This window comes from Ralstonia sp. R-29, assembly GCF_049913345.1.
In the GTDB taxonomy this organism is placed as follows: Bacteria; Pseudomonadota; Gammaproteobacteria; order Burkholderiales; family Burkholderiaceae; genus Ralstonia.
This window is the reverse complement of the sequence record NZ_CP184378.1, coordinates 206,782-227,738: the sequence shown is the minus strand read 5'-3', so window position 1 is coordinate 227,738 and position 20,957 is coordinate 206,782. Positions and strand designations below refer to the sequence as shown.

At 64.3% G+C, this 20,957-nt stretch carries 18 protein-coding genes; 6 read left to right on the top strand and 12 right to left on the bottom strand.

The features are described from left to right. Positions 1-171: 171 nt before the first annotated feature. From ACN9M1_RS18340 to ACN9M1_RS18310, 7 genes are all read right to left on the bottom strand, one after another. Positions 172-1,404, bottom strand: coding sequence for an NAD(P)/FAD-dependent oxidoreductase (locus tag ACN9M1_RS18340; RefSeq protein ID WP_426399987.1), 1,233 nt, complete (start codon positions 1,402-1,404; stop codon positions 172-174). Then, positions 1,401-1,739, bottom strand: coding sequence for a nitrite reductase small subunit NirD (gene nirD / locus ACN9M1_RS18335; protein ID WP_426399986.1), 339 nt, complete (start codon positions 1,737-1,739; stop codon positions 1,401-1,403). The genes ACN9M1_RS18340 and nirD overlap by 4 nt, the downstream gene beginning before the upstream one ends. Positions 1,740-1,753: 14 nt before the next feature. Beyond that, the gene (nirB, locus tag ACN9M1_RS18330; protein ID WP_426399985.1) at positions 1,754-4,309 is read right to left on the bottom strand and encodes a nitrite reductase large subunit NirB; all 2,556 of its coding nucleotides are present in this window, start codon (positions 4,307-4,309) and stop codon (positions 1,754-1,756) included. Positions 4,310-4,323: 14 nt separating this feature from the next. Beyond that, positions 4,324-5,652 carry an MFS transporter gene (locus ACN9M1_RS18325; protein WP_426399984.1) on the bottom strand — a complete coding sequence of 443 codons (1,329 nt, stop codon included), beginning with the start codon at positions 5,650-5,652 and terminating at the stop codon, positions 4,324-4,326. A 377-nt stretch (positions 5,653-6,029) separates the two neighbouring features. Next, on the bottom strand, positions 6,030-6,320 hold the full coding sequence (locus ACN9M1_RS18320) for a hypothetical protein (RefSeq protein WP_426399983.1): 291 nt from the start codon (positions 6,318-6,320) through the stop codon (positions 6,030-6,032). Between the two features lie 167 nt (positions 6,321-6,487). Then, entirely contained in the window at positions 6,488-6,742 is a 255-nt protein-coding gene (locus tag ACN9M1_RS18315; protein WP_124381963.1) for a GlsB/YeaQ/YmgE family stress response membrane protein, read from the bottom strand. A gap of 111 nt (positions 6,743-6,853) precedes the next feature. Continuing rightward, complete coding sequence (locus tag ACN9M1_RS18310) at positions 6,854-8,398, bottom strand: methyl-accepting chemotaxis protein (protein ID WP_426399982.1); 1,545 nt, start codon at positions 8,396-8,398, stop codon at positions 6,854-6,856. A 459-nt stretch (positions 8,399-8,857) separates the two neighbouring features. Between ACN9M1_RS18310 and ACN9M1_RS18305 the strand changes: the two genes are divergently transcribed. The 4 genes from ACN9M1_RS18305 (at position 8,858) to ACN9M1_RS18290 (ending at position 12,215) form a co-directional block, all read left to right on the top strand. Beyond that, positions 8,858-9,418 carry a GbsR/MarR family transcriptional regulator gene (locus ACN9M1_RS18305; protein ID WP_426399981.1) on the top strand — a complete coding sequence of 187 codons (561 nt, stop codon included), beginning with the start codon at positions 8,858-8,860 and terminating at the stop codon, positions 9,416-9,418. A 21-nt stretch (positions 9,419-9,439) separates the two neighbouring features. Further along, a complete protein-coding gene (locus ACN9M1_RS18300) occupies positions 9,440-10,810 on the top strand; it encodes a cytochrome ubiquinol oxidase subunit I (protein WP_426399980.1) in 1,371 nt (456 codons plus the stop codon). Beyond that, on the top strand, positions 10,807-11,838 hold the full coding sequence (locus ACN9M1_RS18295; RefSeq protein WP_426399979.1) for a cytochrome d ubiquinol oxidase subunit II: 1,032 nt from the start codon (positions 10,807-10,809) through the stop codon (positions 11,836-11,838). Before ACN9M1_RS18300 ends, ACN9M1_RS18295 begins: the two co-directional genes overlap by 4 nt. 71 nt (positions 11,839-11,909) lie before the next feature. Beyond that, positions 11,910-12,215, top strand: coding sequence for an NIPSNAP family protein (locus tag ACN9M1_RS18290; protein ID WP_426399978.1), 306 nt, complete (start codon positions 11,910-11,912; stop codon positions 12,213-12,215). Positions 12,216-12,290: 75 nt separating this feature from the next. On the opposite strand, the gene ACN9M1_RS18285 is transcribed toward ACN9M1_RS18290, so the two are convergent. The 4 genes from ACN9M1_RS18285 to ACN9M1_RS18270 form a co-directional block, all read right to left on the bottom strand. Beyond that, positions 12,291-13,415, bottom strand: coding sequence for a helix-turn-helix transcriptional regulator (locus tag ACN9M1_RS18285; RefSeq protein WP_426400761.1), 1,125 nt, complete (start codon positions 13,413-13,415; stop codon positions 12,291-12,293). Positions 13,416-13,674: 259 nt separating this feature from the next. Continuing rightward, the gene (locus ACN9M1_RS18280; RefSeq protein ID WP_426399977.1) at positions 13,675-15,180 is read right to left on the bottom strand and encodes a hypothetical protein; all 1,506 of its coding nucleotides are present in this window, start codon (positions 15,178-15,180) and stop codon (positions 13,675-13,677) included. Positions 15,181-15,524: 344 nt separating this feature from the next. Further along, positions 15,525-16,955 (bottom strand): dipeptidase, encoded by a 1,431-nt coding sequence (locus ACN9M1_RS18275; protein ID WP_426399976.1) that lies wholly within the window; start codon positions 16,953-16,955, stop codon positions 15,525-15,527. Between the two features lie 41 nt (positions 16,956-16,996). Further along, a complete protein-coding gene (locus ACN9M1_RS18270; RefSeq protein ID WP_426400760.1) occupies positions 16,997-18,202 on the bottom strand; it encodes an IS110 family transposase in 1,206 nt (401 codons plus the stop codon). A gap of 335 nt (positions 18,203-18,537) precedes the next feature. Here ACN9M1_RS18270 and ACN9M1_RS18265 point away from each other — a divergent pair, with 335 nt between their 5' ends. Then, positions 18,538-18,969 (top strand): PGDYG domain-containing protein, encoded by a 432-nt coding sequence (locus tag ACN9M1_RS18265; protein WP_426399975.1) that lies wholly within the window; start codon positions 18,538-18,540, stop codon positions 18,967-18,969. A gap of 14 nt (positions 18,970-18,983) precedes the next feature. Here ACN9M1_RS18265 and ACN9M1_RS18260 read toward each other — a convergent pair whose 3' ends face one another. Further along, the gene (locus tag ACN9M1_RS18260; protein WP_426399974.1) at positions 18,984-19,898 is read right to left on the bottom strand and encodes a hypothetical protein; all 915 of its coding nucleotides are present in this window, start codon (positions 19,896-19,898) and stop codon (positions 18,984-18,986) included. 161 nt (positions 19,899-20,059) lie between these two features. Here ACN9M1_RS18260 and ACN9M1_RS18255 point away from each other — a divergent pair, with 161 nt between their 5' ends. Then, positions 20,060-20,956 carry an oxygenase MpaB family protein gene (locus ACN9M1_RS18255; protein ID WP_426399973.1) on the top strand — a complete coding sequence of 299 codons (897 nt, stop codon included), beginning with the start codon at positions 20,060-20,062 and terminating at the stop codon, positions 20,954-20,956. Position 20,957 lies beyond the last annotated feature (1 nt).

Here is a 20,957-nt window from a genome sequence, read left to right as displayed (position 1 = left end):
CTTCCCCTTGAATTTATGTCACCGGGCGGAGACGGGGAAAACTCGCTTCGCTCAAACAGTTCCCCGTCTTTTTTTCCGCCCGCTGACAGAAATTCAAGGCGCCCTCTAGGGCCAGTACGGCCAAACCATCTGCGTGCAGATGGGGACGCCAATTTTTTGTGCTGTCCATCATCATGCGGCTTCCGCTTCGCACAGCGCGCGGCCGAACAACAAGCGCTGGCGGATCGGCGTGATGGAGGTCTGGCGCTGGATCAGGTCGAAGTACCAGGGGCCGTCGGCCACGTCGCCATACAGCACTGCGCCGACTACGCGGTCGTCCTTCAGCACTAGGCGCTTGTAGATGCCGCGGCGCGGGTCGCGCAGGACGATGTCTTCGGTGCCCTCGCCGCCGATGAAGTCGCCAGCGGAGTACAGGTCGACGCCCGTGACTTTCAGCTTAGTCGCTGTGGCTTGTTGGATGTAGCGGCGGTGGCCGGCGCCGGCGAGGTGCGCGGCGCACACGCGGGCCTGGTCCCAGATGGGGGCGACGAGGCCGAAGGTGGCGCTGCGGTGCTGCACGCATTCGCCCACGGCGTAGATGCGGGGGTCGTACGTTTGCAGCGTGTCGTCGACGATGATGGCGCGTTCGCAGTGCAGGCCGGCGGCCTTGGCGAGTTCAATGTTCGGGCGCACGCCGGCGGTCATGACGACGAGGTCGGCGGGAATTTGCGTGCCGTCTTTGAAGCGCACGGCCGTCACACGATCGGTGCCGAGCAGTTCGGCCGTGTGGGCGCCGAGCAGGAAGCGCAGGCCCTTGGCCTCCAGTGCTTTCTGCAGCAACAGCGCGGCGGGTTTGTCGAGCTGGCGTTCCATGAGCGTGTCGGACAGGTGCACGACCGTTACCTCCATGCCCTGGCGCATCAGGCCATTGGCCGCTTCCAACCCGAGCAGGCCGCCGCCGATGACGACTGCGTGCCGATGGTTGCGCGCGGCTTCCAGCATCGTCTCCACATCCTGGATGTCGCGAAAGGCGATCACGCCCGGCAGCAGGTGCCCCGGCACCGGCAGGATGAACGGCCGCGAGCCGGTGGCGATCAACAGGCGGTCGTACTGCATTTCCACGCCGTCGCGCGAGCGCAGCGTGCGGCGCGGGCGGTCGATACTCACCACCGGGTCGCCCGCGTGCAGCGTGATGTGGTTCTGCGCATACCACTCACGCGTGTTGAGCATGATGTCGTCAACCTGCTTCTCGCCCGCCAGCACGGGGGAGAGAAGGATGCGGTTGTAGTTGCCGTGCGGCTCCTCGCCGAACACGGTGATGTCGTACAGGTCCGGCGCCAGCTTGAGCAGCTCTTCGACCGTGCGCATGCCAGCCATGCCGTTGCCGATGACGACCAGCTTGGGGCGCGCGGTCCGGGCATTCATACGGCCACCCAGACACGTCCGTCTTCCACCTTCGTCGCGTACGCGTGCACCGAGTTGGCCGGCGCCTCCAGGCATTCGCCTGTCGCCAGGTCAAAGTGCTGCTTGTAAATCGGCGAGGCCACGACGATGCGCTCGCCCAGGTTGCCGACCAGCCCGCGCGAGAGCACGGCCGCGTCGGAATTCGGGTCGTAGTTGCCGATGGCGTAGACGAGCTGCGGTGCGCTGCCCGCAACGTGGAACACGGCGACTTGCTCGCCATCCACCAGCGCACACACGCCGGTGTTGGGCACGATGTCGTCCAGCGAACAAACAGGGGTCCAGCGGGATGCTTGCATGATGGGCTCCTCTCTCAAGCGGCTTCAGCAACAACGGGAATGCGCACGGGGCGTGTCTTCGTACGCTCCTCCACCGTGGCGGGGCGGATCTGCCCGCGCTCTTCCACGAAGACGACGTTCGCGTCCTTCGCGTCGCTGTTGACGAAGTGGCGAAAGCGCTTGCGCACCTCGGGGTTGGTCACGGCGGTCTTCCATTCGTCTTGGTAGGTGTCGACCACGTGCTGCATCTCGGCTTCCAACTCGGCCACGATGCCCAGCTTGTCATTGATGACCACGTCCTTCAGGTAGTCCAGACCGCCTTCCAGGTTGTCGCGCCACGTGCTGGTGCGTTGCAGGCGGTCGGCCGTGCGCACGTAGAACATCAGAAAGCGGTCGACGTACTTGATGAGCGTTTCCTGGTCGAGGTCCGCGGCGAGCAGTTCGGCATGGCGGGGCTTCATGCCGCCGTTGCCGCACACGTACAGGTTCCAGCCCTTTTCGGTGGCGATGATGCCGACGTCCTTGCCCTGTGCTTCGGCGCATTCGCGCGTGCAGCCCGATACGCCAAACTTGATCTTGTGCGGCGAGCGCAGCCCCTTGTAGCGGTTCTCCAGCGCAATCGCAAAACCGACCGAATCACCCACGCCATAACGGCACCACGTGGAGCCCACGCACGACTTCACCGTGCGCAGCGATTTGCCATAGGCGTGGCCCGACTCGAAGCCAGCCGCGATCAGCTCTTCCCAGATCAGCGGCAGTTGTTCCAGCCGCGCGCCGAACAGGTCCACGCGCTGGCCGCCGGTGATCTTGGTGTACAGACCGTACTTCTTGGCGACCTGGCCCACGGCGATCAGGCCGTCCGCCGTCACCTCGCCGCCCGGCATGCGCGGCACCACGGAGTACGTGCCGTCCTTCTGGATATTGGCGAGGAAGTAGTCGTTGGAATCCTGCAGGCTGGCGTGCTCTTTCTTGAGCACGAAGTCATTCCAGCACGAAGCGAGGATGCTTGCCACGGCGGGCTTGCAGATATCACAGCCCATGCCGTGGCCATGCGCTTCCAGCAGTGCCTCGAACGACTGGATACGGCCCACGCGCACCAGGTGGTACAACTCCTGACGCGAATACGGGAAGTGCTCGCAGAGGTGGTTGTTGACGGCCAGGCCCTGCTTCTTCATCTCGGCCTTCATCACCTGCGTCATCAGCGGCACGCAGCCGCCGCACGAGGTGCCGGCCTTGGTTGCATCCTTCAGTGCGCCCACGGTGGTGGCGCCGCCGCACACGGCTTGGCACAGCGCACCCTTCGACACATCGTTGCACGAGCAGATCTGTGCGCTGTCGGGCAGTGCATCCACACCCAATGCCGGGCGCGCATTGCCATCGGCCTGCGGCAGGATCAAAAATTCCGGCGCCTCCGGCAGTTCAATGCGGTTCAGCATCATCTGCAACAACGTGCCGTATTCGGCCGCGTCGCCCACCAGCACGCCGCCCAGCAGGTACTTGCCGTCTTCCGACACCACCAGCTTCTTGTAGATCTGCTTGCGCTCATCGGTGAACTGCACGCTGCGGCTGCCCGGCGTCGTGCCTTGTGCATCGCCCAGGCTGGCCACGTCCACGCCCATCAGCTTGAGCTTGGTGCTCATGTCGGCACCACTGAATTCGGTCGCGTCATCGGCGGCCAGGATTTGCTTGGCGGTGATGCGGGCCATCTCGTAGCCGGGAGCAACCAGACCGTAGACCTTCCCACCCCACAGTGCGCATTCGCCAATGGCGTACACATCCGGCGCGGAGGTGCGGCATTCCGAGTCGATCACGATGCCGCCGCGCTCGCCCACCTCCAAGCCGCAGGCACGTGCCAGCTCATCACGCGGGCGGATGCCGGCGGAGAAGACAACCATGTCGGCGTCCAGATGCGTGCCGTCGGCGAAGTTCAGGCGGTGCGTACCGTCCACCCCATCGACGATCTCCACCGTGTTCTTTTGCGTGTGGACCGTCACGCCCAGATCTTCGATCTTCCGGCGCAGCATGCGGCCGCCGCCGTCGTCCACCTGCATGGCCATCAGGCGGCCGGCAAACTCGACCACGTGGGTTTGCAGGTGCATATCGCGAAGGGCCTTGGCGCATTCCAGGCCCAGCAGGCCGCCGCCGATCACCACGCCGGTCTTGGCGCGCTGGCCGCATTCGGCCATCGCTTCGAGGTCTTCGATGGTGCGGTAGACGAAGCAGTCCTTGCGGTCCTTGCCCGGCACGGGGGGCACGAAGGGCGACGAGCCGGAAGCAATCACCAGCTTGTCGTACGGCAGCACCTCGCCGGTGGAGGCCGTCACCGTTTTGGCGGTCGTGTCGATGGCGGTGGCGCGGGCGTTGAGCTTGAGCACCACGTCATCGCGGTCGAAGAAACCCGGCGTAACGAGCGACAGGTCTTCCGCAGTCTTGCCGGCGAAGAATTCGGAGAGATGCACACGGTCGTACGCGGGGCGCGGCTCTTCGCACAGCACCGTCACTTGCAGGTGATGACCCGGCGCGTGCAGCAGGCTTTCCAGAAACTTGTGGCCCACCATTCCGTGGCCGATGACGACGATCTTCATGGTCATGGTGATGTTCCTTGTCAGGCGTTGGCGGCGGCCAGCGTGTTGTCGTACAGCGCTTGTTCACGCGCCTTGTGTTCTGCCGAGAAGCGCACAGCAATGGCGCAGATGGCGGACAGCGCCACCAGCACGCCGAGGATGGACAGCGTGGCCTGCGTATCGGCCATACCCTTGAGCAGGAAGCCGGCAGCCACCGCGCCAGCGTTGCCGCCCGCACCGATGATGCCGGCCACGCCGCCCAGTGCGCGGCGATCGATGAAGGGCACCAGCGCATACGTGGCGCCGCAGGCCATGTGGGTGAACAAACCGAAGCCGAGCATCGCCAGCACGGCCACCGTCACGCTACCGGCGTGGGCAAAGCCGAACAGGCCCAGGCCTTCGCCCAGCATCAAGAGGCACAGCAGTTGGGTGCGGGCATCCAGGCCCCGCTTGGCCGCCATGCGGTCAGATACGATGCCGCCCAGCGCGCGGGCAAACAGCGCCAAGAGGCCGAAGCTGGCAGCCGCCATGCCGGCCGCCGACAGCGACAGGCCAAAGTGATCAACGTAGTAGGTGGCCGCGATGTTGTGGATGAAGATCTCCACGCCAAAGCACGCACCGTAGGTGACGAACAGCAGCCAGACGCGGTAGTTGCCAGCGGCCGTGACGAAGCTACCCCAGCCGCCCTTCTTACCGCCTTCGATGGTTTTGCCGGCGGCGCGCAGCTCTGCGTAGTTGCCTTCCGGGCAGTCTTGCGTATAGCGCCAGTAGAGCGCCGCGACGATCAACATGGCCACACCCGGCACCACCATGGCCAGGCGCCAGCCCAGGCTCTGCGTCACGCCCATCATCACGATGGCGGTCAGCAGCAGCGGCATCGTGCCTTGCGCCACACCGCCGCCCGCGTTGCCCCAGCCAGCGGCCGCCGCGTTGGCGGTGCCCACCACGTTAGGCGCGAACATGACCGACGTGTGGTACTGCGTGATGACGAAGCTCGCGCCAATCGCGCCAATCGCGAGGCGGAAGAAGAGGAAGGCCTCATAGCTCTGCGCCGTTGCCACGCCCAGGACGGGGATGGCCCCCAACACCAGCAAGCCGGTGTACGTCTTGCGCGGGCCAAAGCGGTCGCACAGTGGGCCGACAATCAGCCGCACCAGGATCGTCACGGCCACCGCGGCGATGTTGATGTTCGCGATCTGCCCCGGCGTCAGGTGGAACTCGCCCTTGAGCAGCGGCATGAGCGGCGCGCAGGCGAACCACGCATAGAAGCACACGAAGAACGCGAGCCACGTCAGATGAAAGGCGCGCATCTGCGGCGTGCGCAAGCTGAACAGATCGATTCGGGTGGCCCGAGTGGCATTGGCGGTCATGTCGAATCCCAGTTCCAGAAAAAAAGAAAGGCGCCCGAGAACCTCGCTACCTGAGCCAGGTTCTGGGACGCCGTTGTCCAAGTAGCCCTGAGCACCAGGGCCTTCACCACGAAGAGCACGTATCGCCATTGATCCGCGCAATGGGTCTATGCAACAGGTATGCCAAGCGTGGGAAGCGTTGATCTATCGCGGTTTGCAGCAGAAAGCGGCGCCGGCGCACAGCGCCCGTGCCTCATGCACGGGCGTTGCACCGCACGCTTTCGGTGCAGATGCGAATCGGGATGGTGCGGCACAGCAAATGCGTGCGCGGCCGCGGGAAGGCGACCACCCATCACTTGGGGTGGGCGAGCAACGACTGCTTGATCAGGCTTTGCGCGTCAGTAGCCGTGCGTCACGATCGACAACACGGAGAGGTCCGGATGCGTGCCGTCGACGATGCTGCGTGCCACGTGCATGGCCTCTTCCATGGCTTCTTCCGCGCTACGGAAGCTGTCATCGCCATCGGCATGAAAAGGCACCGTATGACCCGGCTGGTTAGGGTCGGCGCCAGGGTGGCACACGTAACCGGTGTAGGTGTAGCGGGCGGGGTTGGCGCGCGTGGGGGACGGCGCAACGTGAATCTCGAACCCTTCGTAGAGGGCCTGCGGCGCGGTGAGTTGATCAGACATGGTGGCCTCGCGGGGTATGGCGTGTACCGGCCGCACCGACGCTTGTGGCGCGGCGCGGCTGTCCTGATGCAACCAGTCTAGGTGATGCGATGGGGGTTGAAATCCGGCGGTTGGATGACAGCACCATCCACCGCCGTACCGGCTCCGTACTGGCTTGTACTAAACGACTAAGCGCGTTTGATGAGCCGGATGATAAACAGCAGGATCACCGCGCCGATCACCGCCGTGATGATCGAGCCGATCCACCCGCTGCCCAGCGAGATGTGCAGCACGCCGGCAAGCCATCCGCCGATGAACGCGCCGACGATGCCGACCACGATGTCGACAAAGATGCCGAAACCGCCGCCCTTGACCAAGATACCGGCCAGCCAACCTGCGACCGCGCCGATGATCAACCATGCAATCAAACCGTGTGATGCCATGTCCGTGCTCCCGTGAACGTGTGTTTGGAGGGTGATGCTGCACAGGCATAGTAGGCGAAGACAGCACAATCGCCATGTGGCGCTCACGCGGTTTTTGCATTTGCATCGTGTTCAACGGAATACGTTCACCGCCTCCACCAGGCGCGTGGCCTGAATGCGCAGGCCCTCGGCGGCAGCCGCGCTCTGGCCGACCAGCGTAGCGTTCTCTTGCGTCACCTGATCCAGATGGTTGACCGCCTGGCTGACCTGCGTGATGCCGTCGGTTTGCTGCGCCGTCGCCAGGCTGATGTCGGCGATCATGGCTGACACCTTTTTGACCTGATCGACGATGTCGTCCATGGTCTTGCCGGCATCGTCCACCAGCCGCGAGCCCGATTCCACCTTGTCGACGCTGGTGCCGATCAGCTCCTTGATCTCCTTGGCAGCACCTGCACTGCGCTGCGCAAGCGCACGCACCTCGCCTGCCACCACGGCAAAGCCACGGCCCTGCTCGCCCGCCCGTGCAGCCTCCACAGCGGCATTGAGCGCGAGGATGTTGGTCTGGAAGGCAATGCTGTCGATCACGCCGATGATGTCGGCGATCTGCTTGGCGCTTTGCGTGATCGCGCTCATGGTGGCCACCACCTGCTCCATGGCCCGGCCGCCGTTCACAGCCGCCTGCGTGGCCGCGCTCGACAGCGTATTCGCTTGGCCCGCCGTTTCCGCATTGCTGGCCACCGTGGCGGTCATCTGCGTCATGGAACTCGAGGTTTCTTCCAGGCTAGCGGCCGCCTGCTCGGTGCGCATATTGATATCGCCGTTGCCCTTGGCGATCTCCTGGCTGGCCGATTGCACGTTGACCACCTGCTCGGCCACGTCGTCGATGAGCCAGCGGAACATCAGCCCGAGCTGGCTGATGGAGCGCAGCGTCATGCCGATCTCGTCCACGCGATCCGCAATGGCGACTTTGCGGCTCTCGCCCGACGCCACACTCAGCGCGTGCTCCTGCAGCTTTTCAAGCGGCGTGGCGATCTGCACCTTCAATGACCAGGAGCCCAGCATCAGCGCCAGCAGCAAAACACCGGTAAAACCGCCGAGCGCCGAGCCCGACAACCCGAAGGCCCATGCCGCCGCCAGCAGCGCCGGCAGCAACATGAGGAACGTGAGCCGGATGCGCCAGCGCACAGGCATGATCTGAAACACCGAGCGCCAGGCCATCAACCCAGTTCGCACGATCAAGCCCTTGTGGAACTTGCGGCTGCCCGCCTGGCCGGTGCGAAACTCTTTATAGAGCGCCTCGGCCCCTGCAATTTCTTCGCGCGACGGCTTCGTGCGCACTGACATATAGCCGCTGGCCCGGCCATTGCGCACCACCGGCGTGGCGTTGGCCCGCACCCAATAATGATCGCCATTCTTGCGGCGGTTCTTCACCAGCGCCGTCCAGGGCTGGCCGGCCTTGAGCGTCGCCCACATATCGGCAAATGCCTCGGGTGGCATGTCAGGGTGGCGCACGATGTTATGCGCCTGGCCTTCGATCTCTTCACGCGAGAAACCGCTCACCTCGACAAAGGCCGCATTTGCATAGGCGATATAGCTCTGGGTGTCGGTGGTCGACATGAGCGTGGCGTTATCCGGGAACTCGTATTCACGCTGGGTAACAGGTTCATTGACACGCACGGGAGGTCTCCTTTGATGATTTTGCTTAGCAACCGGGTTTTCGGCAGAGAATCAAATTTATTAAGGGGGAGATAACCCTTTTTTCGCGGGGTGTAGACAGAACAGCCGATAAAACTGCCAGAGCAGATACTGCGTTCTGAAAATGGTTTCTACCTGCCGTAACTGGCTACGCAGAAGGGAATTCATCAGGTACCCACCCCATTTGCGGAGTGAACCGCCGACGGTTATCTCAAACCGAAAAATCCGTTAATCCCTCATTTGCGTTAATTTTTCTGTGTCCGCCCCAAAACTGAAGGTGTTCACTAGTTTCCATACGTTTGCATGTGAGCAAACATCACAACGCTGACTGAGCGCCGCCGCTACCTCCCCGTCGTCCCCGCGACAGCACGCCACATCGCCAACCACACTTGCGCGTTCTAAACTTTCACAAATTCCTGAAATTTGAGAAAGATCAAAACGATGCAACTCTCCCCCTTGAAACAACGCTTCGTCTTGCATTTCGGCGAGATGGGCAGTCGCTGGGGCATCAACCGCACGGTCGGGCAGATCTACGCCCTGCTCTACGCGGCGCGCGAGCCGATCAACGCGGATGAGATTGCCGAGGCATTGGGTTTCTCACGCTCGAACGTCAGCATCGGGCTGAAGGAGCTGGAGTCGTGGAAGCTGGTGCGGCTGTCGCACAAGCCGGGCGATCGGCGCGAATACTTCGCGGCCCCCGACGACATCTGGACCATCTTCCGCACGCTGGCAGAAGAGCGCCGCAAGCGCGAGATCGACCCCACGCTCACGCTGCTGCGCGACGTGATGCTCGAATCCCCCACCGACCCGGACGACCGCCACGCCCAGGCGCGCATGAAGGAGATGTATCAGCTCATCACGCTCATGACCAACTGGTTTGACGACGTGCAGACGCTGGACGCCGACTCCCTGCAGCAGCTCATGAAGATGGGCGCCAAGGTGCACAAGCTGCTGGAGATGAAGAACAAACTCGCCGTTGTCGTTGGCGGCAAATCGAAGTAGCCCCGCCCCAAAAGTAGAACCATGTCACTTGATCCTGTTGTACTGGCGCGCATCCAGTTCGGCGCCAACATCACCTTCCACATCCTCTTTCCCACCATCAGCATTGCGCTGGCGTGGGTGCTGCTGTTCTTCAAGCTGCGCTATCGCAAAACCAGCGATGAGGCCTGGATGGCCGCGTACCGCCTGTGGGTGAAGGTCTTCGCGCTCACGTTCGCGCTGGGCGTGGTGTCCGGCGTGACGATGAGCTTTCAGTTCGGCACCAACTGGCCGGGCTATATGAACACCGTGGGCAATATCGCTGGGCCCCTGCTGGCGTACGAGGTGCTGACGGCGTTCTTTCTGGAAGCGAGCTTCCTCGGCATCATGCTGTTCGGCACGGGCCGCGTGAGTCAACGCATCCATACGTTCGCCACATTCCTCGTTGCGCTGGGCACGACCATTTCGGTGTTCTGGATCATCGCGCTCAACTCGTGGATGCAGACACCCGCCGGTTACGTGATGGTCGACGGCCGCGCGCATCCGCAAAGCTGGCCGGCGATCATCTTCAACCCGTCGTTCCCGTACCGGTTCACGCATATGTTGCTGGCCTCGGGGCTGACGGTGGCGTTCTTGCTGGCGGGGCTCTCCGCTTACCGCTGGCTGCGTAACGACCGCAGCGCCGATGTGCGCGCCACGCTCAAGACGGGTGTGGTACTGGCGGCCGCGCTGATCCCCTTGCAGATTGCCGCGGGCGACGCACATGGCCTGAACGTGCTGGAACATCAACCCGCCAAGCTCGCCGCCATGGAGGGCATCTGGCAAACCGAGCGTGGCGTGCCGGCGGTGCTGTTCGGCGTGCCCGACGCGGCCACGCGCAGCAACCGTTTCGAGATTGCAGTGCCCAAGCTGGCATCGCTGTACCTGACGCACGCGCTCGATGGCGAAGTAAAGGGGCTGGATCAATTCGACCAGCATCCGCCCGTGCTGCCGGTGTTCTTTGCATTCCGGGCGATGGTGGGCGTGGGCGTGCTGATGCTGGCCGTATCGTGGGTGAGCGCTTGGCGCTTGCGTCGCAACGGTGAATTGCCGCAATGGCTCGCCCGCACCCTCGTGGCGATGACGTTCTCGGGCTGGGTGGCCGTGGTCGCCGGCTGGTACGTCACCGAGATCGGCCGCCAGCCGTGGCTCGTCTATGGCGTGCTGACCACTGCGCAAGCCGCCTCTGCCGTGCCCGCGCAGATGATCGGTACCACGCTGGCGATGTACCTCGCGCTATACGCCTTCCTCATCGCCTCGTATATCGGCGTGGTGTTCTACCTGGCCCGCAAGGCTGGCGGCGCCATTGACCCGACCGATGCCGACATTCCCGGCACACACGCCCCGCAACTTTCTGGCGCCGCAATCCAAGCATGAACACCATTCCCGACCTCACCCAACCCGCCGGCTGGCTGCCGGTGGTGTTCATGGCCCTGATGGGCATTGCCGTGCTGGCCTACGTCGTACTGGACGGCTACGACCTGGGCGTCGGCATTCTGCTGCGTCGCGCCGATGACGCCGAGAAGGACACCATGATCGCCTCCATCGGCCCGTTCTGGGATGCGAATGAGACGTGGCTCGTGCTCGGCGTCGGCCTGCTGCTGGTGGCGTTTCCGGCCGCGCATGGGGAGATCCTGGGCGCGCTGTATCTGCCGGTCGCGCTGATGCTGTTCGGGCTGATCTTGCGTGGCGTGGCGTTCGACTTTCGCGTCAAGGCGCGCGCGCACCACAAGCCGTGGTGGAACCGCGCGTTCTATGCCGGCTCCGTCATCGCCACGGCATCGCAGGGCCTGATGCTAGGTCTCTACATCACCGGCTTTCAGTACGACGCGGCCAACGTCGTCTTTGCGATCTGCACGGCGGCGGGGCTGATTGCGGGCTACCTGCTGCTGGGCGCCACGTGGCTGATCATGAAGACCGAAGGCGCACTGCAGCTGCGCGCGGTGCAATGGGCGCGCGGCAGCCTGTGGTTCACTGCGCTGGGCGTGGCGGCGGTATCGCTCGCCACACCCTGGGTCAGCACGCGTGTGTTCGACAAGTGGTTCGTGTTGCCCAACATCATTCTGCTGGCGCCGGTGCCGCTGGTCACCATCGCGCTGTTCGGCCTGATCGACTGGGTGCTGCGCCGCCTGCCGCAGCAGATTGCCAAGGGGGATGAACACCTGATCTGGGCGCCCTTTGTCGGCACCGGTGCCATCTTCCTGCTGGCGTTCAACGGCCTCGCCTACAGCCTGTTCCCGTACCTGGTGGTGGACCGGCTCGACATCTGGCAAGCCGCCAGCGCACCGGAGTCGCTCGAATTCATGCTGGTGGGCGTGGCGATCGTGCTGCCGACCATCGTGGCGTACACCGTATACTCGTACAAGGTGTTCCACGGCAAGGCCACAGAGCTGCGGTATTACTGAACGACCGACATTGACGATGCGGCGGGCAGGCATTTAGGCTCACAGCCTTTCTCCCCTTGCCCGCACACGCCATGGTCACCTGCTACCTCCGCTACATCATCAACCCCGCCCGCCTCGTTGAATTCGAGACCTACGGCAAGATGTGGATTCCGTTGGTCGAGAAATTTGGCGGCCAGCACCACGGTTACTTTCTGCCATCCGAAGGCGCGAACAACGTCGCACTGGCCTTGTTCTCGTTCCCCAGCCTCGCGGCCTACGAGGCCTATCGGGAGCAGTCGAAAACCGATCCTGCCTGCATCGCCGCCTTCCAATATGCGGACGCGACCGGCTGCATCGTCAGCTACGAGCGCAGCTTCTTTCGGCCGGTGTTTTCGTAATTCGCGCACGCACGCAACGGGCGGGCCGCGCTACTTGCACCAGGCTCCGCCGTGCGTGTTATGGAGGCGCCCCCGCTATCCCTGTGCCACCGGCTTGTTCTGCGACAGCACCCACAGCATCGCCCCCACCGCTTCGGCTTGCGAGCGCGAGGCGGTTTTCTCGTAGATCGAGCGCAACTGTGTGCGCACGGTCGACACGGCAACCCCGGCACTGTCAGCGTATTCATCGGGAGAGCGCCCCAGAATCAAGGCCTCCGCAACGGCGGCCTCTGCCGCTGACAAGCCGAACGCCTGCCGGAGTTGCACTGCCGTGACCGGGCTGGCCGCACCACGGCGGCGCACGGTGACCATCATGGCCGCATCGCCAAACGCAGCATGGGCGGCATTGGCGGGCAAGAGCGAAATGCCGAGAAAGAGTTCGTGCGCCGCGCCCAGTGAGGGGCGCACGGCGAAACTCTCTCCCTTGCGGGATTTGGCCACGCGCGACAGCGCTGCCTGCAAACCATCGTTATCCGCGGCAAAGGTGGCATGCAAGCGGCCATGCTCCAGCCGCAGACAGGTCGACGCGCGCAAGAGCGCCTCGGCCTGAGCGTTGGCAAACAGCACGCGCTGATCACGCCCGAGTGCGAATACCGCCAGGCCGAGCTGCTCCATCAGTTCCGCACCGAGCGCCGCGTCGCGATGCAGCACGCGCGTGTCTTGCCAGAGATTGATCGTGCGCTGCAGATGGCCGGTCATGCCGGCGGCCGTGGCGCGTTCCTCTTCGGAAAACGGCGTCCGCCCGCTGGAGCGCAGCATGCCGAGCAGGATGTCGCTGCTGCCAGGGCGCGCCAGCCGCACGCCCATCAAGTAGCGGAAGCCCGACGGTAGCTGGTAGTCCTGATAGAACTCGCTGCGCTCGACGTAGGCGTCGGATACGTAGTCCTGGCAGAAAGCGAATTCACCCAGCGCCGCACGTTGCACATGCTCGCGGCGCGGGTCGAGCGCGCCGTAGTACTGATCGTAGAGTGCGATCACCTCGTCCCACCCCCTTCCCGGGGAGTAAGTCGAAAGGTGGGGCGCATTGCGCGCAGCGTCCCAACTGAACATGTGGAACACGTTGGCACCCAATGCCTCGGTGACGTCGTGGAAGACTTCCAGGAAGCCATCCTGCGTCACGGCCGCTTCGTACAGGTCTCCAATCAGTTGGTCTTTGAGCATGCTTCCCCCCGGAAGAATGGCTGTCTGGCCCGGCCGCCCGTCGCGCTCGCCGTGGTGGTCGGCGCCGGGCATGTTGTGCGTGTCACCGTAGCACGGGTGTTGCACGGCGGGCATCGTTCGTTTGGTGTGTTTTTCCACCAAATGAAGGATGCGAGGGATGGGGGACGAACGTGGCTCTACAAATGCGTCGGCACCGGCCCTTTCAAGGCCGGTGCCGATACCCCAACGGGGCCGCGCGGGGAGCGCTTGTCTTGTTGCGTTACTGCGCCGGCTTGTTGACCGAGAAGTTCACCTGATACGTGCTCGGTGTGATGGACGGAGAGCCGCTCAATGCCAGCGTCAGGCCGCCCAAGGGCAGTTGCCACGTCTGGTTGCACGTCACCGTCACACCGCTCGTGTTCGTGCAGACCGCGGTACCGGGTCGATGGCGCAGGCCGTTGAACGGATCGTTATAGATGATCTGGTCCGTATGGTTGTCGGCAAAGGTGCGCGTCACCGTCGAGCCATTCACCGCCGTGATGGTGTTGCTGTCTTCCGTCACCGCAGTCAGACCAGTCGACTTCACGTTGCTTTGCCAGAAAGCGTTGGTCGTGCCGACTGCTGGCACGGACAGCGTCGTCTGCTGAGCGAAGATGCCCACGCCACCTCCGGTGAGCGCAACCACGAAGACCATATTGCCCTGCGCATTCTTGAACCCATAGGCGTGGGCATCGACGGTACCTGCCGAGGCGCCATCGTCAACCCAATCGACCCCACCATCTGAGGTGGCAACCATATGCCCATACGGTGAATTGAGATCAGGCGCGCAAGGCGCGTTGACCGCGCAGTTCGTGGCGGCCGTCACGACGCCCTTCGCATAGTTGTTCGTGCCAAACGTGCCTTGGTCTTGCCCACTCAGGAGTGCATAGAGGTAGTTCCCATTGACGGCGCTCGGATCCACGGTCTGCTTGGGCACCGACAGCGAGAGCGTGCCCGTGCTGCCGGTGCCGTTGGTCCACACCGCCATGCCCGACTTGGCCACCAGCACGCGCGTCGAACCGGTGTCGTTCAACGAGTAATCGCAGGCCGTCGCACCTTGGGTCAGTTGGTAGCTCGCGCCGCCCATCGCGACGGTCAGCTTGACCGCGTCGACAGTCACCACCTGAGCCGAGCCATCCGAGAATTTGACCAGCCGATGATCGCCGCTCTTGAGTGCCGGACAGGCCGAATTGGCTGGCGCCAGCACGGTGCCCACCGTCGAGCCCGCAGACCCGCTGGAGCTGCCACTGGTGCTGGCAACCACGGTGCTGAGGTCGGTCAGGGTGACGCCCGCACCAGCCAGCGTCGATTGCAGCGTGTCGAGCACCCCGTCATAGCCCTGGCCACTGCCCGCGCTGATCGTGCCGCCCAGGAAGTCGCTGATGCCCGACGCGTCAAAGCCAGCGCTCTGCAACACCTTGATCAGGGCGGCTTGCGCGGCGGTGACGTCGCTGGCATTGACGGTCGTCGTCGAACTGAACCCGGCCACGTACTTTGCCGGGTCCTGTCCAGCCAGTTGTGCCAGCAGCAGTTCCGTCAGCGGCGTGATGTTGGCCGTGGCGGCACTGCTGATCGATCCGGAACCGGCAACCAGCGAGTGCAGCACGGTCTTGCCGTCGCTGCTGGTGGCCGTCACCACACAAGGCAGGCTGGCACCCGTGATGGGTGCCGAATAGCTGCCGTCTGCGCTGGTGGTGGCAGTACCCGAACCCGCCGAGCACGTCACGTTGACCGTTGCGCCAGGCATGGCCGCGCCAGTGGCCGCGACCCCGCTGATCGTCTGTGATTGCGGGCCGGTTTGCGCCGGCGCGGAATCTCCGCCTCCGCCACAAGCGGACAAGCCGGCAGTCAAAACAAGCGCCGCAGCGCTGATTGCAATCGGTGTGAGCTTCATGGTTCCCTCCCTCGGGTCCGTTCTGGTGTGTTGTGGGAGAGATTCTGCGTAAGCCCATGCCGCCATTCATCCTTCAAATAGATGAAGACTTGCTGGATCGCGACGTACCGCGTGACTGCACCAACTACAGGCAACAACAGATGGCCTAGGCAAGTTCGCGCACGCCAACCCTTACGGTCCGCGCCGCGTTGCGGTTTTCAGCTCACCGTTGCCTCGAACACCCGCCGGTAGTTGTCGCCCAGAAGCTGCCCCACCTCGCCCGAGGTAAAACCGGCCTTGAGCAACGCCGTTGCCAGCGCCGGCAACTGTGCGTAGTCCGTAAAGGTCGGCGGTTTGATGAAACCGAGCATGTCGGTGCCAAGACCGACGTGCGCCACGCCCACCACATCCACCATGCGTTTGATGCCGATGGCCATGGCATCGAGGGTCGGGAAATCCGACGCATTGGGCCACACGCCGATCACCCCGCCGGTTTCCGCCACCGCGCGCGCGTGGTCAGCAGAGATCAGCCGGCTGCGCTCCCTCGGCCGCCCGGTCAACGCCGTATGCGACAGCACCAGCGGCTTGATGGTCGTAGCGGCCGCGCGTTTGACCAAATCGTACGTGCCATGCGCCACATCCACCACGATGCCCAGCGCATTGCAGCGGCGCACGACGTCGGCGCCGAAATCCGTGAGGCCGCCATGCACGGGCGGCTCCGTTTGAATGTCGCCGAGTTCGTTCACGCGGTAATGCGTGAGCTGCAGGTGCCGCAGACGGTGCTGCGTGTAGGCCTCGTCCACGCGCTCGATGTGGCCCTCGAGAAAATCCGCCCCTTCCGACGCGATGATGACGCTCGGCCCCAACTGCCCCATGGCCGCTAACGAGGCCGCGTCCGTCACCACGTGCAACTGCTCCCGCTCGATCAACCGTTGGGCGCGCGCAAATTCCGTCATGCCGAGTTGATACAGCTCGCCCGGTTCCGGCGTTCGGAAGGCCTCGAACCGGTTGCCACTGGCCGACACGTGCGTGGCCGTCGTATCGGTGACGATGGCCAGGCAGATCACGTGCATGCCGCCAGCGCGCATCGGCTCGGCCAGCGGAAGGAAGGGCCGGTTGGCACCGATCTTGGGGTCGCGTGAAACGATGACGCGGCCGGCGTGGCTATGCATGTCGATGGTGAGCGTGCCGGGTGCGGGCGTCCATGTGGGTGCGTCGCCGGATGCCCCCTCGGTGTAGTTGGCGAAGCGACCGGGCGCGCAAGCCGCGAGGCCCAGCGCGGCCCCTGCGGCCAGAAACACCCGGCGGCTGACGCGCGGGGATTCGCTCGCCGGTTGTTCCGCCGCAAGCGTGGCGTCCACTAACTGGTAGTACCAGCCGGCCGGATCATCGTGCAAACGCAGCAGGCGGCCGCGCACGCGAATAGCGCCGTCGCCCATTGGCACGGGCTGCGCAGCAAACACCTCCACGCTCGTGGCCGGATTGCGCGGCACGCAGCGACCGCAGCACGGGGCCTCTTCGGCGAGCAGGAAGTAGCTGGCCGACGGCGCCGCTGCATCAAGCGGCATCGCCCAGCCGTCGATTTCGACCAACCGGCCATGGAGGGCATCGGCTTCGCAGCTTGCGATGAGGGACCAGTGGATCGGCATGCGGGCTCCGCGGGGGTTGGGGGGTGCCCCTATGTGTTTCGTCAAGCGTTAGGGACGGTTTTGGGTTGGTAAAGGGTCCCGTCGCGCAGCATGGCGAACAGGACGTCGCAACGACGCCTAGCCAGCGCGATGAGGGCTTGGTTGTGACGCTTGCCTTGCTGGATCTTGCGCGTGTAGTAGGCGCGTGAGATCGGGTCTCGCAAGGCAGCAAACGCAGAGAGAAACAAGGTTCGTTTGAGCACCTTGTTGCCGCGCCTGGAGGGGTGTTCACCTCGGATGGACGAGCCCGAGCGCCGGGTGACTGGCGCCAGGCCGGCATAGGCGGCCAGGTGTGCGGCTGAAGCGAAGGCCTTGTGCGCGACTTCTTTCAGGAGTCTGGCGGCGGTCCTGACGCCGACTCCGGGCATGCTGGTCAGGACCGGGTAAAGAGGGTGTGCATGCACCAGGCGCTCGGCTTCACTAGCGACCTCGTCGCGCTGCTGTAGCAAGGCAGCGAGCTGCTTGGCAAGGCGCGGCATGACGACAGTCGCGGCCTGGGTGCCGGGCACGACGACGGTCTGTTCGCCAAGCGCTTGAACGATCTCGGCGGCCAAGCGCTTGCCCATACGCGGAGCGAGTTTGATCAGGCGGTTGGCGAGCGTCTTCTCGCTGGTCGCGGCAAGTGCGGCGGGTGACGGGTAGCGCTCAAGCAGATCGAGCACGGCAGGATGATCCAGGCGCGGCCCCAGCACTCGTTCGAGGGCGGGATGAATCTGGGTGAGCAGGCCGCGAATGCGGTTGCTGGTTTGAGTGACTTGGGCGGCCAGATCGTCGTCGAAGCCACACAGCATGGTGAGCTCGGCCAGCGGCTCATCGGCCAGCCGCAGCGAGCGCAAGGTGTGGGGCATGGAGCGGGCGGCTTCGGCAATGATTGCCGCGTCGCGAGCGTCGGTCTTGGCTTCACCGGCGTGTAGATCTGCGATGCGGCGCATGGCCAGCCCTGGCAGATAGGCGACCAAGACACCCTCGTCGCGAGCCACGGCCACCGGCAGCGCGCCGATGGTAGCGGGTTGGTCGACCACGAACAGAAGCTGGCCGTGCGCCTTGAGTTCATTGATCAAGGCACGTAGTTTGGCTTCGTCATTGGGCAGCGCCTTGTTGTACAGGCGCTTGCCGCTGCGATCGAGCGCGACGGCGTGATGCTGGCCCTTGCCGACATCGACGCCGACAAAGACATCAATGGAATTGTGCTGAAGCGGTTCTTGCATGAAGGTGAGACGCCATGAAACACATTGGCCGGCAACATCGGTGGCAAGTCTCGGCATCCACGTTACGGGCGGCCTCAGGAAGTCCTGGCCAAGCCCCTATCAGCGATCACCAGCCACCCACCAGGCCCGGTGACAACACCCCCCGGATCATGGGCGACTGGGGGCAGCAATCATGCCGGGCCTGGCTGGCCAAAGCCCCGATTATTGGGGCACGAAGATAGTAACGTGGGGCTGCGGTATTGTGCGCTCCACGCTACCGCACTGCCACCGCATCCGGGGTACCCTTACGGCCTTGACCGCTGCTCCGTCTTACGCTGTCTTACGCCACGCGCTTCATGCCCACTCTGCAACATGTTGATCTGCGCACCGACCCCGCTGCGCGCCCCTTCGTCAAGGACGAGACCGTCCACGTCGACTTTGCCCACGCCCCCGGCGAGCTGATGAGCCTGGAAGGCCCCAACCGCTATGCCCCCGGCGATGCGCTCATCACCGGTTCAACGGGAGACCGCTGGGTCGTCTCGCGTGAGCGCTTCGATGCCAAATATCTGCCCGCCGATACCGCGCTCGCGCATGGTCAGCCCGGTGCCTACCGCAATCGCCCGAGCGTGGTGCTGGCCAAGCAGATGGACGCGCCGTTCTCGATGGCCCGCTCCGAAGCCGGCGACGTACTGCACGGCCAAGCCGGTGATTGGATCCTGCAATACGCCCCCGGCGACTACGGTGTCGTGCAGGCACAGCGGTTTGCCAAGGTGTATCGGCCGGCTTGAAGCCAGCCTCGCCCTTACTGCACCGTCTGCTGGCGCTCCACCTCGTGGTGCTTCATCTCCATGTAGTCCTGCCGATCCAGTTCATGCAGCTGGCGCGGGTACTGCTCGGTGGCGTTGAACCAGGTGTTGAGACGCTGTTGCAGGCGCTTGTCCGGCGGCGCCGAAAGCGATTTCAGGTAAGCATCGATCGCCAGGTAGTAGCGCATCGTGTTGCGCTCCAGCAAGCCGCGCACGCCGCCCACATAGTCGGGCGTGCCCGATGAAGCATCCGCCGTCTTGGTAAAGCCGACCTTGCCGCTGCCCACGGTCGCGAGGTATGTCCGCATCGCCAGCCGGCCGGCGGTGCCGTAGCCGTAGGCGTAGGTCAGGTGCAGAAAGGTGTGGTTGCTGACCCCTGGGGCGGGAATCGCCTCCAGCACGATGTGGTAATCCCGGGTGCTGAGGGGGCCGGAGGCGGCGCTCAGTTCCACGCGAAAGTAGTCCGCACTGCTGGCCGCTGGGTGAAAGTTGAACTCCAGCCGGTAACTGCTGGATAGCGATTCCTCTACTTTGCGGCCCAGGTTCACGTTCAGCACGCTGCCACTGGCGCCCTGCGTGGCATGGCAATACTTGATGTTCAGGTGCAGGATCAGCACGTCGCACCAGTTGGCGGCACCCTGCGCCGGGTCATTCAGCGCGCCGCTGACAGTGGCAAACGGATAGTCGAGCACGCTGTAGATATCGCTCTTGAGCCGGTCGGGCGATTCGGTGGATTCCAGCACCAGCGGCCGGTGGAACGGGTTGTCGGCAAGTTGCGGCGCCAGGGCCTGGTAGCGGTCGCGCAGCGATGTGGCGCTTTCTGCGTGCGCCGCAGGGCCGAAGCAGAAACCGGCCAGCGCCAGGGCCATCCAGCCCAGCCAGGCGGAGTATCGATGGGGGAGCATAGGCATAGCGGGTTCGCGAATCGTCTTTGCATTCTAGGAGGCACTACTGCAACGGGTGCGCAACAAATGTTCCTAGCCGTTGTGCACTGCGTGCGGCGTTCTGTCATCGCGGCGCGTGGTGCGGTGCGTCGTTAAAATAGAAGCTTCTTCGCTTGCCATTCGGCACCATGCCCTCCCCGCTTGCCATCCTGCGCGAACGCATCGCCAACCAGGTCCGCGGCCTGACACGCGCCAGCGGCGGACTCTCGCTCGATCTCGCCTCGCCGCCCGGGGACCCCGGCCTGTTTGGCCCCGATGCCGTCTGCTGGAAAGTCCATGCCGATTTCCCTTCGATGATGGCCGGCGGCATCAGCGCCTTGCTCTTGCAAACACTGCACCCGCGGGCGCTGGCCGGCGTATGGGACCACTCCAACTTTCGTGAAGACCTGCAGGGCCGCCTGGGCCGCACCGCACAATTCGTGGCCGGCACCACCTATGGCAGCCGGCGCGACGCGCTGGCACTGATCGAGCACGTCAAGGTCATCCACGACCGCGTACAGGGCATCGCACCGGATGGCCGCCCCTATTCCGCCAACGACCCGGACCTGCTGACCTGGGTGCACGTGGCCGAAATGTCGAGCTTCCTGGCGGGCTATCTGCGTTACGTGGATGGCGGCCTGAGCGGCGCCGATCAGGACCGCTACTTTGCAGAGACCGCGCTGGTGGCCGAATTGCTGGGCGCGCGCGATGTGCCGAAATCCCGCGCAGCCATCCGCGACTATCTGAACGCCATGCGTGCGGAACTGGTCGCCAGCGACCGCACGCGCACGGTGGTTGACGTGTTGATGAACTGGCCGGTGCCGCGCCCGGGGCTGAAGCCGGCGGTGCGCCTGTTTCTGGATGCCGGCATCCAGTTGCTGCCGCCGTGGGCCGCGCAGATGCTCGACCTCCAGCCGCCGCCGTTGCGCGCAGCGCTGGCGTCTGCCGCCATGCACACCGTGGCACCCACGTTGCGTTGGGCCTTGTATGAGGGCAGCGTCGTGCGCAAGGCCCGGCGCCGCGCGTTGATGCCGGCAGCGAGCTAGC

Bases quoted from the DNA above. Each gene is read 5' to 3' on its own strand.
- ACN9M1_RS18340 (WP_426399987.1), bottom strand. From the start codon at position 1,404: ATGAATGCCCGGACCGCGCGCCCCAAGCTGGTCGTCATCGGCAACGGC.
- nirD (WP_426399986.1), bottom strand. From the start codon at position 1,739: ATGCAAGCATCCCGCTGGACCCCTGTTTGTTCGCTGGACGACATCGTG.
- ACN9M1_RS18295 (WP_426399979.1), top strand. From the start codon at position 10,807: ATGAACACCATTCCCGACCTCACCCAACCCGCCGGCTGGCTGCCGGTG.
- ACN9M1_RS18325 (WP_426399984.1), bottom strand. From the start codon at position 5,652: ATGACCGCCAATGCCACTCGGGCCACCCGAATCGATCTGTTCAGCTTG.
- ACN9M1_RS18275 (WP_426399976.1), bottom strand. From the start codon at position 16,955: ATGCCGATCCACTGGTCCCTCATCGCAAGCTGCGAAGCCGATGCCCTC.
- ACN9M1_RS18280 (WP_426399977.1), bottom strand. From the start codon at position 15,180: ATGCCTGGCGCAACGGTCAACGTGACGTGCTCGGCGGGTTCGGGTACT.
- ACN9M1_RS18290 (WP_426399978.1), top strand. From the start codon at position 11,910: ATGGTCACCTGCTACCTCCGCTACATCATCAACCCCGCCCGCCTCGTT.
- ACN9M1_RS18260 (WP_426399974.1), bottom strand. From the start codon at position 19,898: ATGCCTATGCTCCCCCATCGATACTCCGCCTGGCTGGGCTGGATGGCC.
- nirB (WP_426399985.1), bottom strand. From the start codon at position 4,309: ATGACCATGAAGATCGTCGTCATCGGCCACGGAATGGTGGGCCACAAG.
- ACN9M1_RS18300 (WP_426399980.1), top strand. From the start codon at position 9,440: ATGTCACTTGATCCTGTTGTACTGGCGCGCATCCAGTTCGGCGCCAAC.
- ACN9M1_RS18265 (WP_426399975.1), top strand. From the start codon at position 18,538: ATGCCCACTCTGCAACATGTTGATCTGCGCACCGACCCCGCTGCGCGC.
- ACN9M1_RS18305 (WP_426399981.1), top strand. From the start codon at position 8,858: ATGCAACTCTCCCCCTTGAAACAACGCTTCGTCTTGCATTTCGGCGAG.
- ACN9M1_RS18320 (WP_426399983.1), bottom strand. From the start codon at position 6,320: ATGTCTGATCAACTCACCGCGCCGCAGGCCCTCTACGAAGGGTTCGAG.
- ACN9M1_RS18270 (WP_426400760.1), bottom strand. From the start codon at position 18,202: ATGCAAGAACCGCTTCAGCACAATTCCATTGATGTCTTTGTCGGCGTC.
- ACN9M1_RS18285 (WP_426400761.1), bottom strand. From the start codon at position 13,415: ATGCTCAAAGACCAACTGATTGGAGACCTGTACGAAGCGGCCGTGACG.
- ACN9M1_RS18255 (WP_426399973.1), top strand. From the start codon at position 20,060: ATGCCCTCCCCGCTTGCCATCCTGCGCGAACGCATCGCCAACCAGGTC.
- ACN9M1_RS18315 (WP_124381963.1), bottom strand. From the start codon at position 6,742: ATGGCATCACACGGTTTGATTGCATGGTTGATCATCGGCGCGGTCGCA.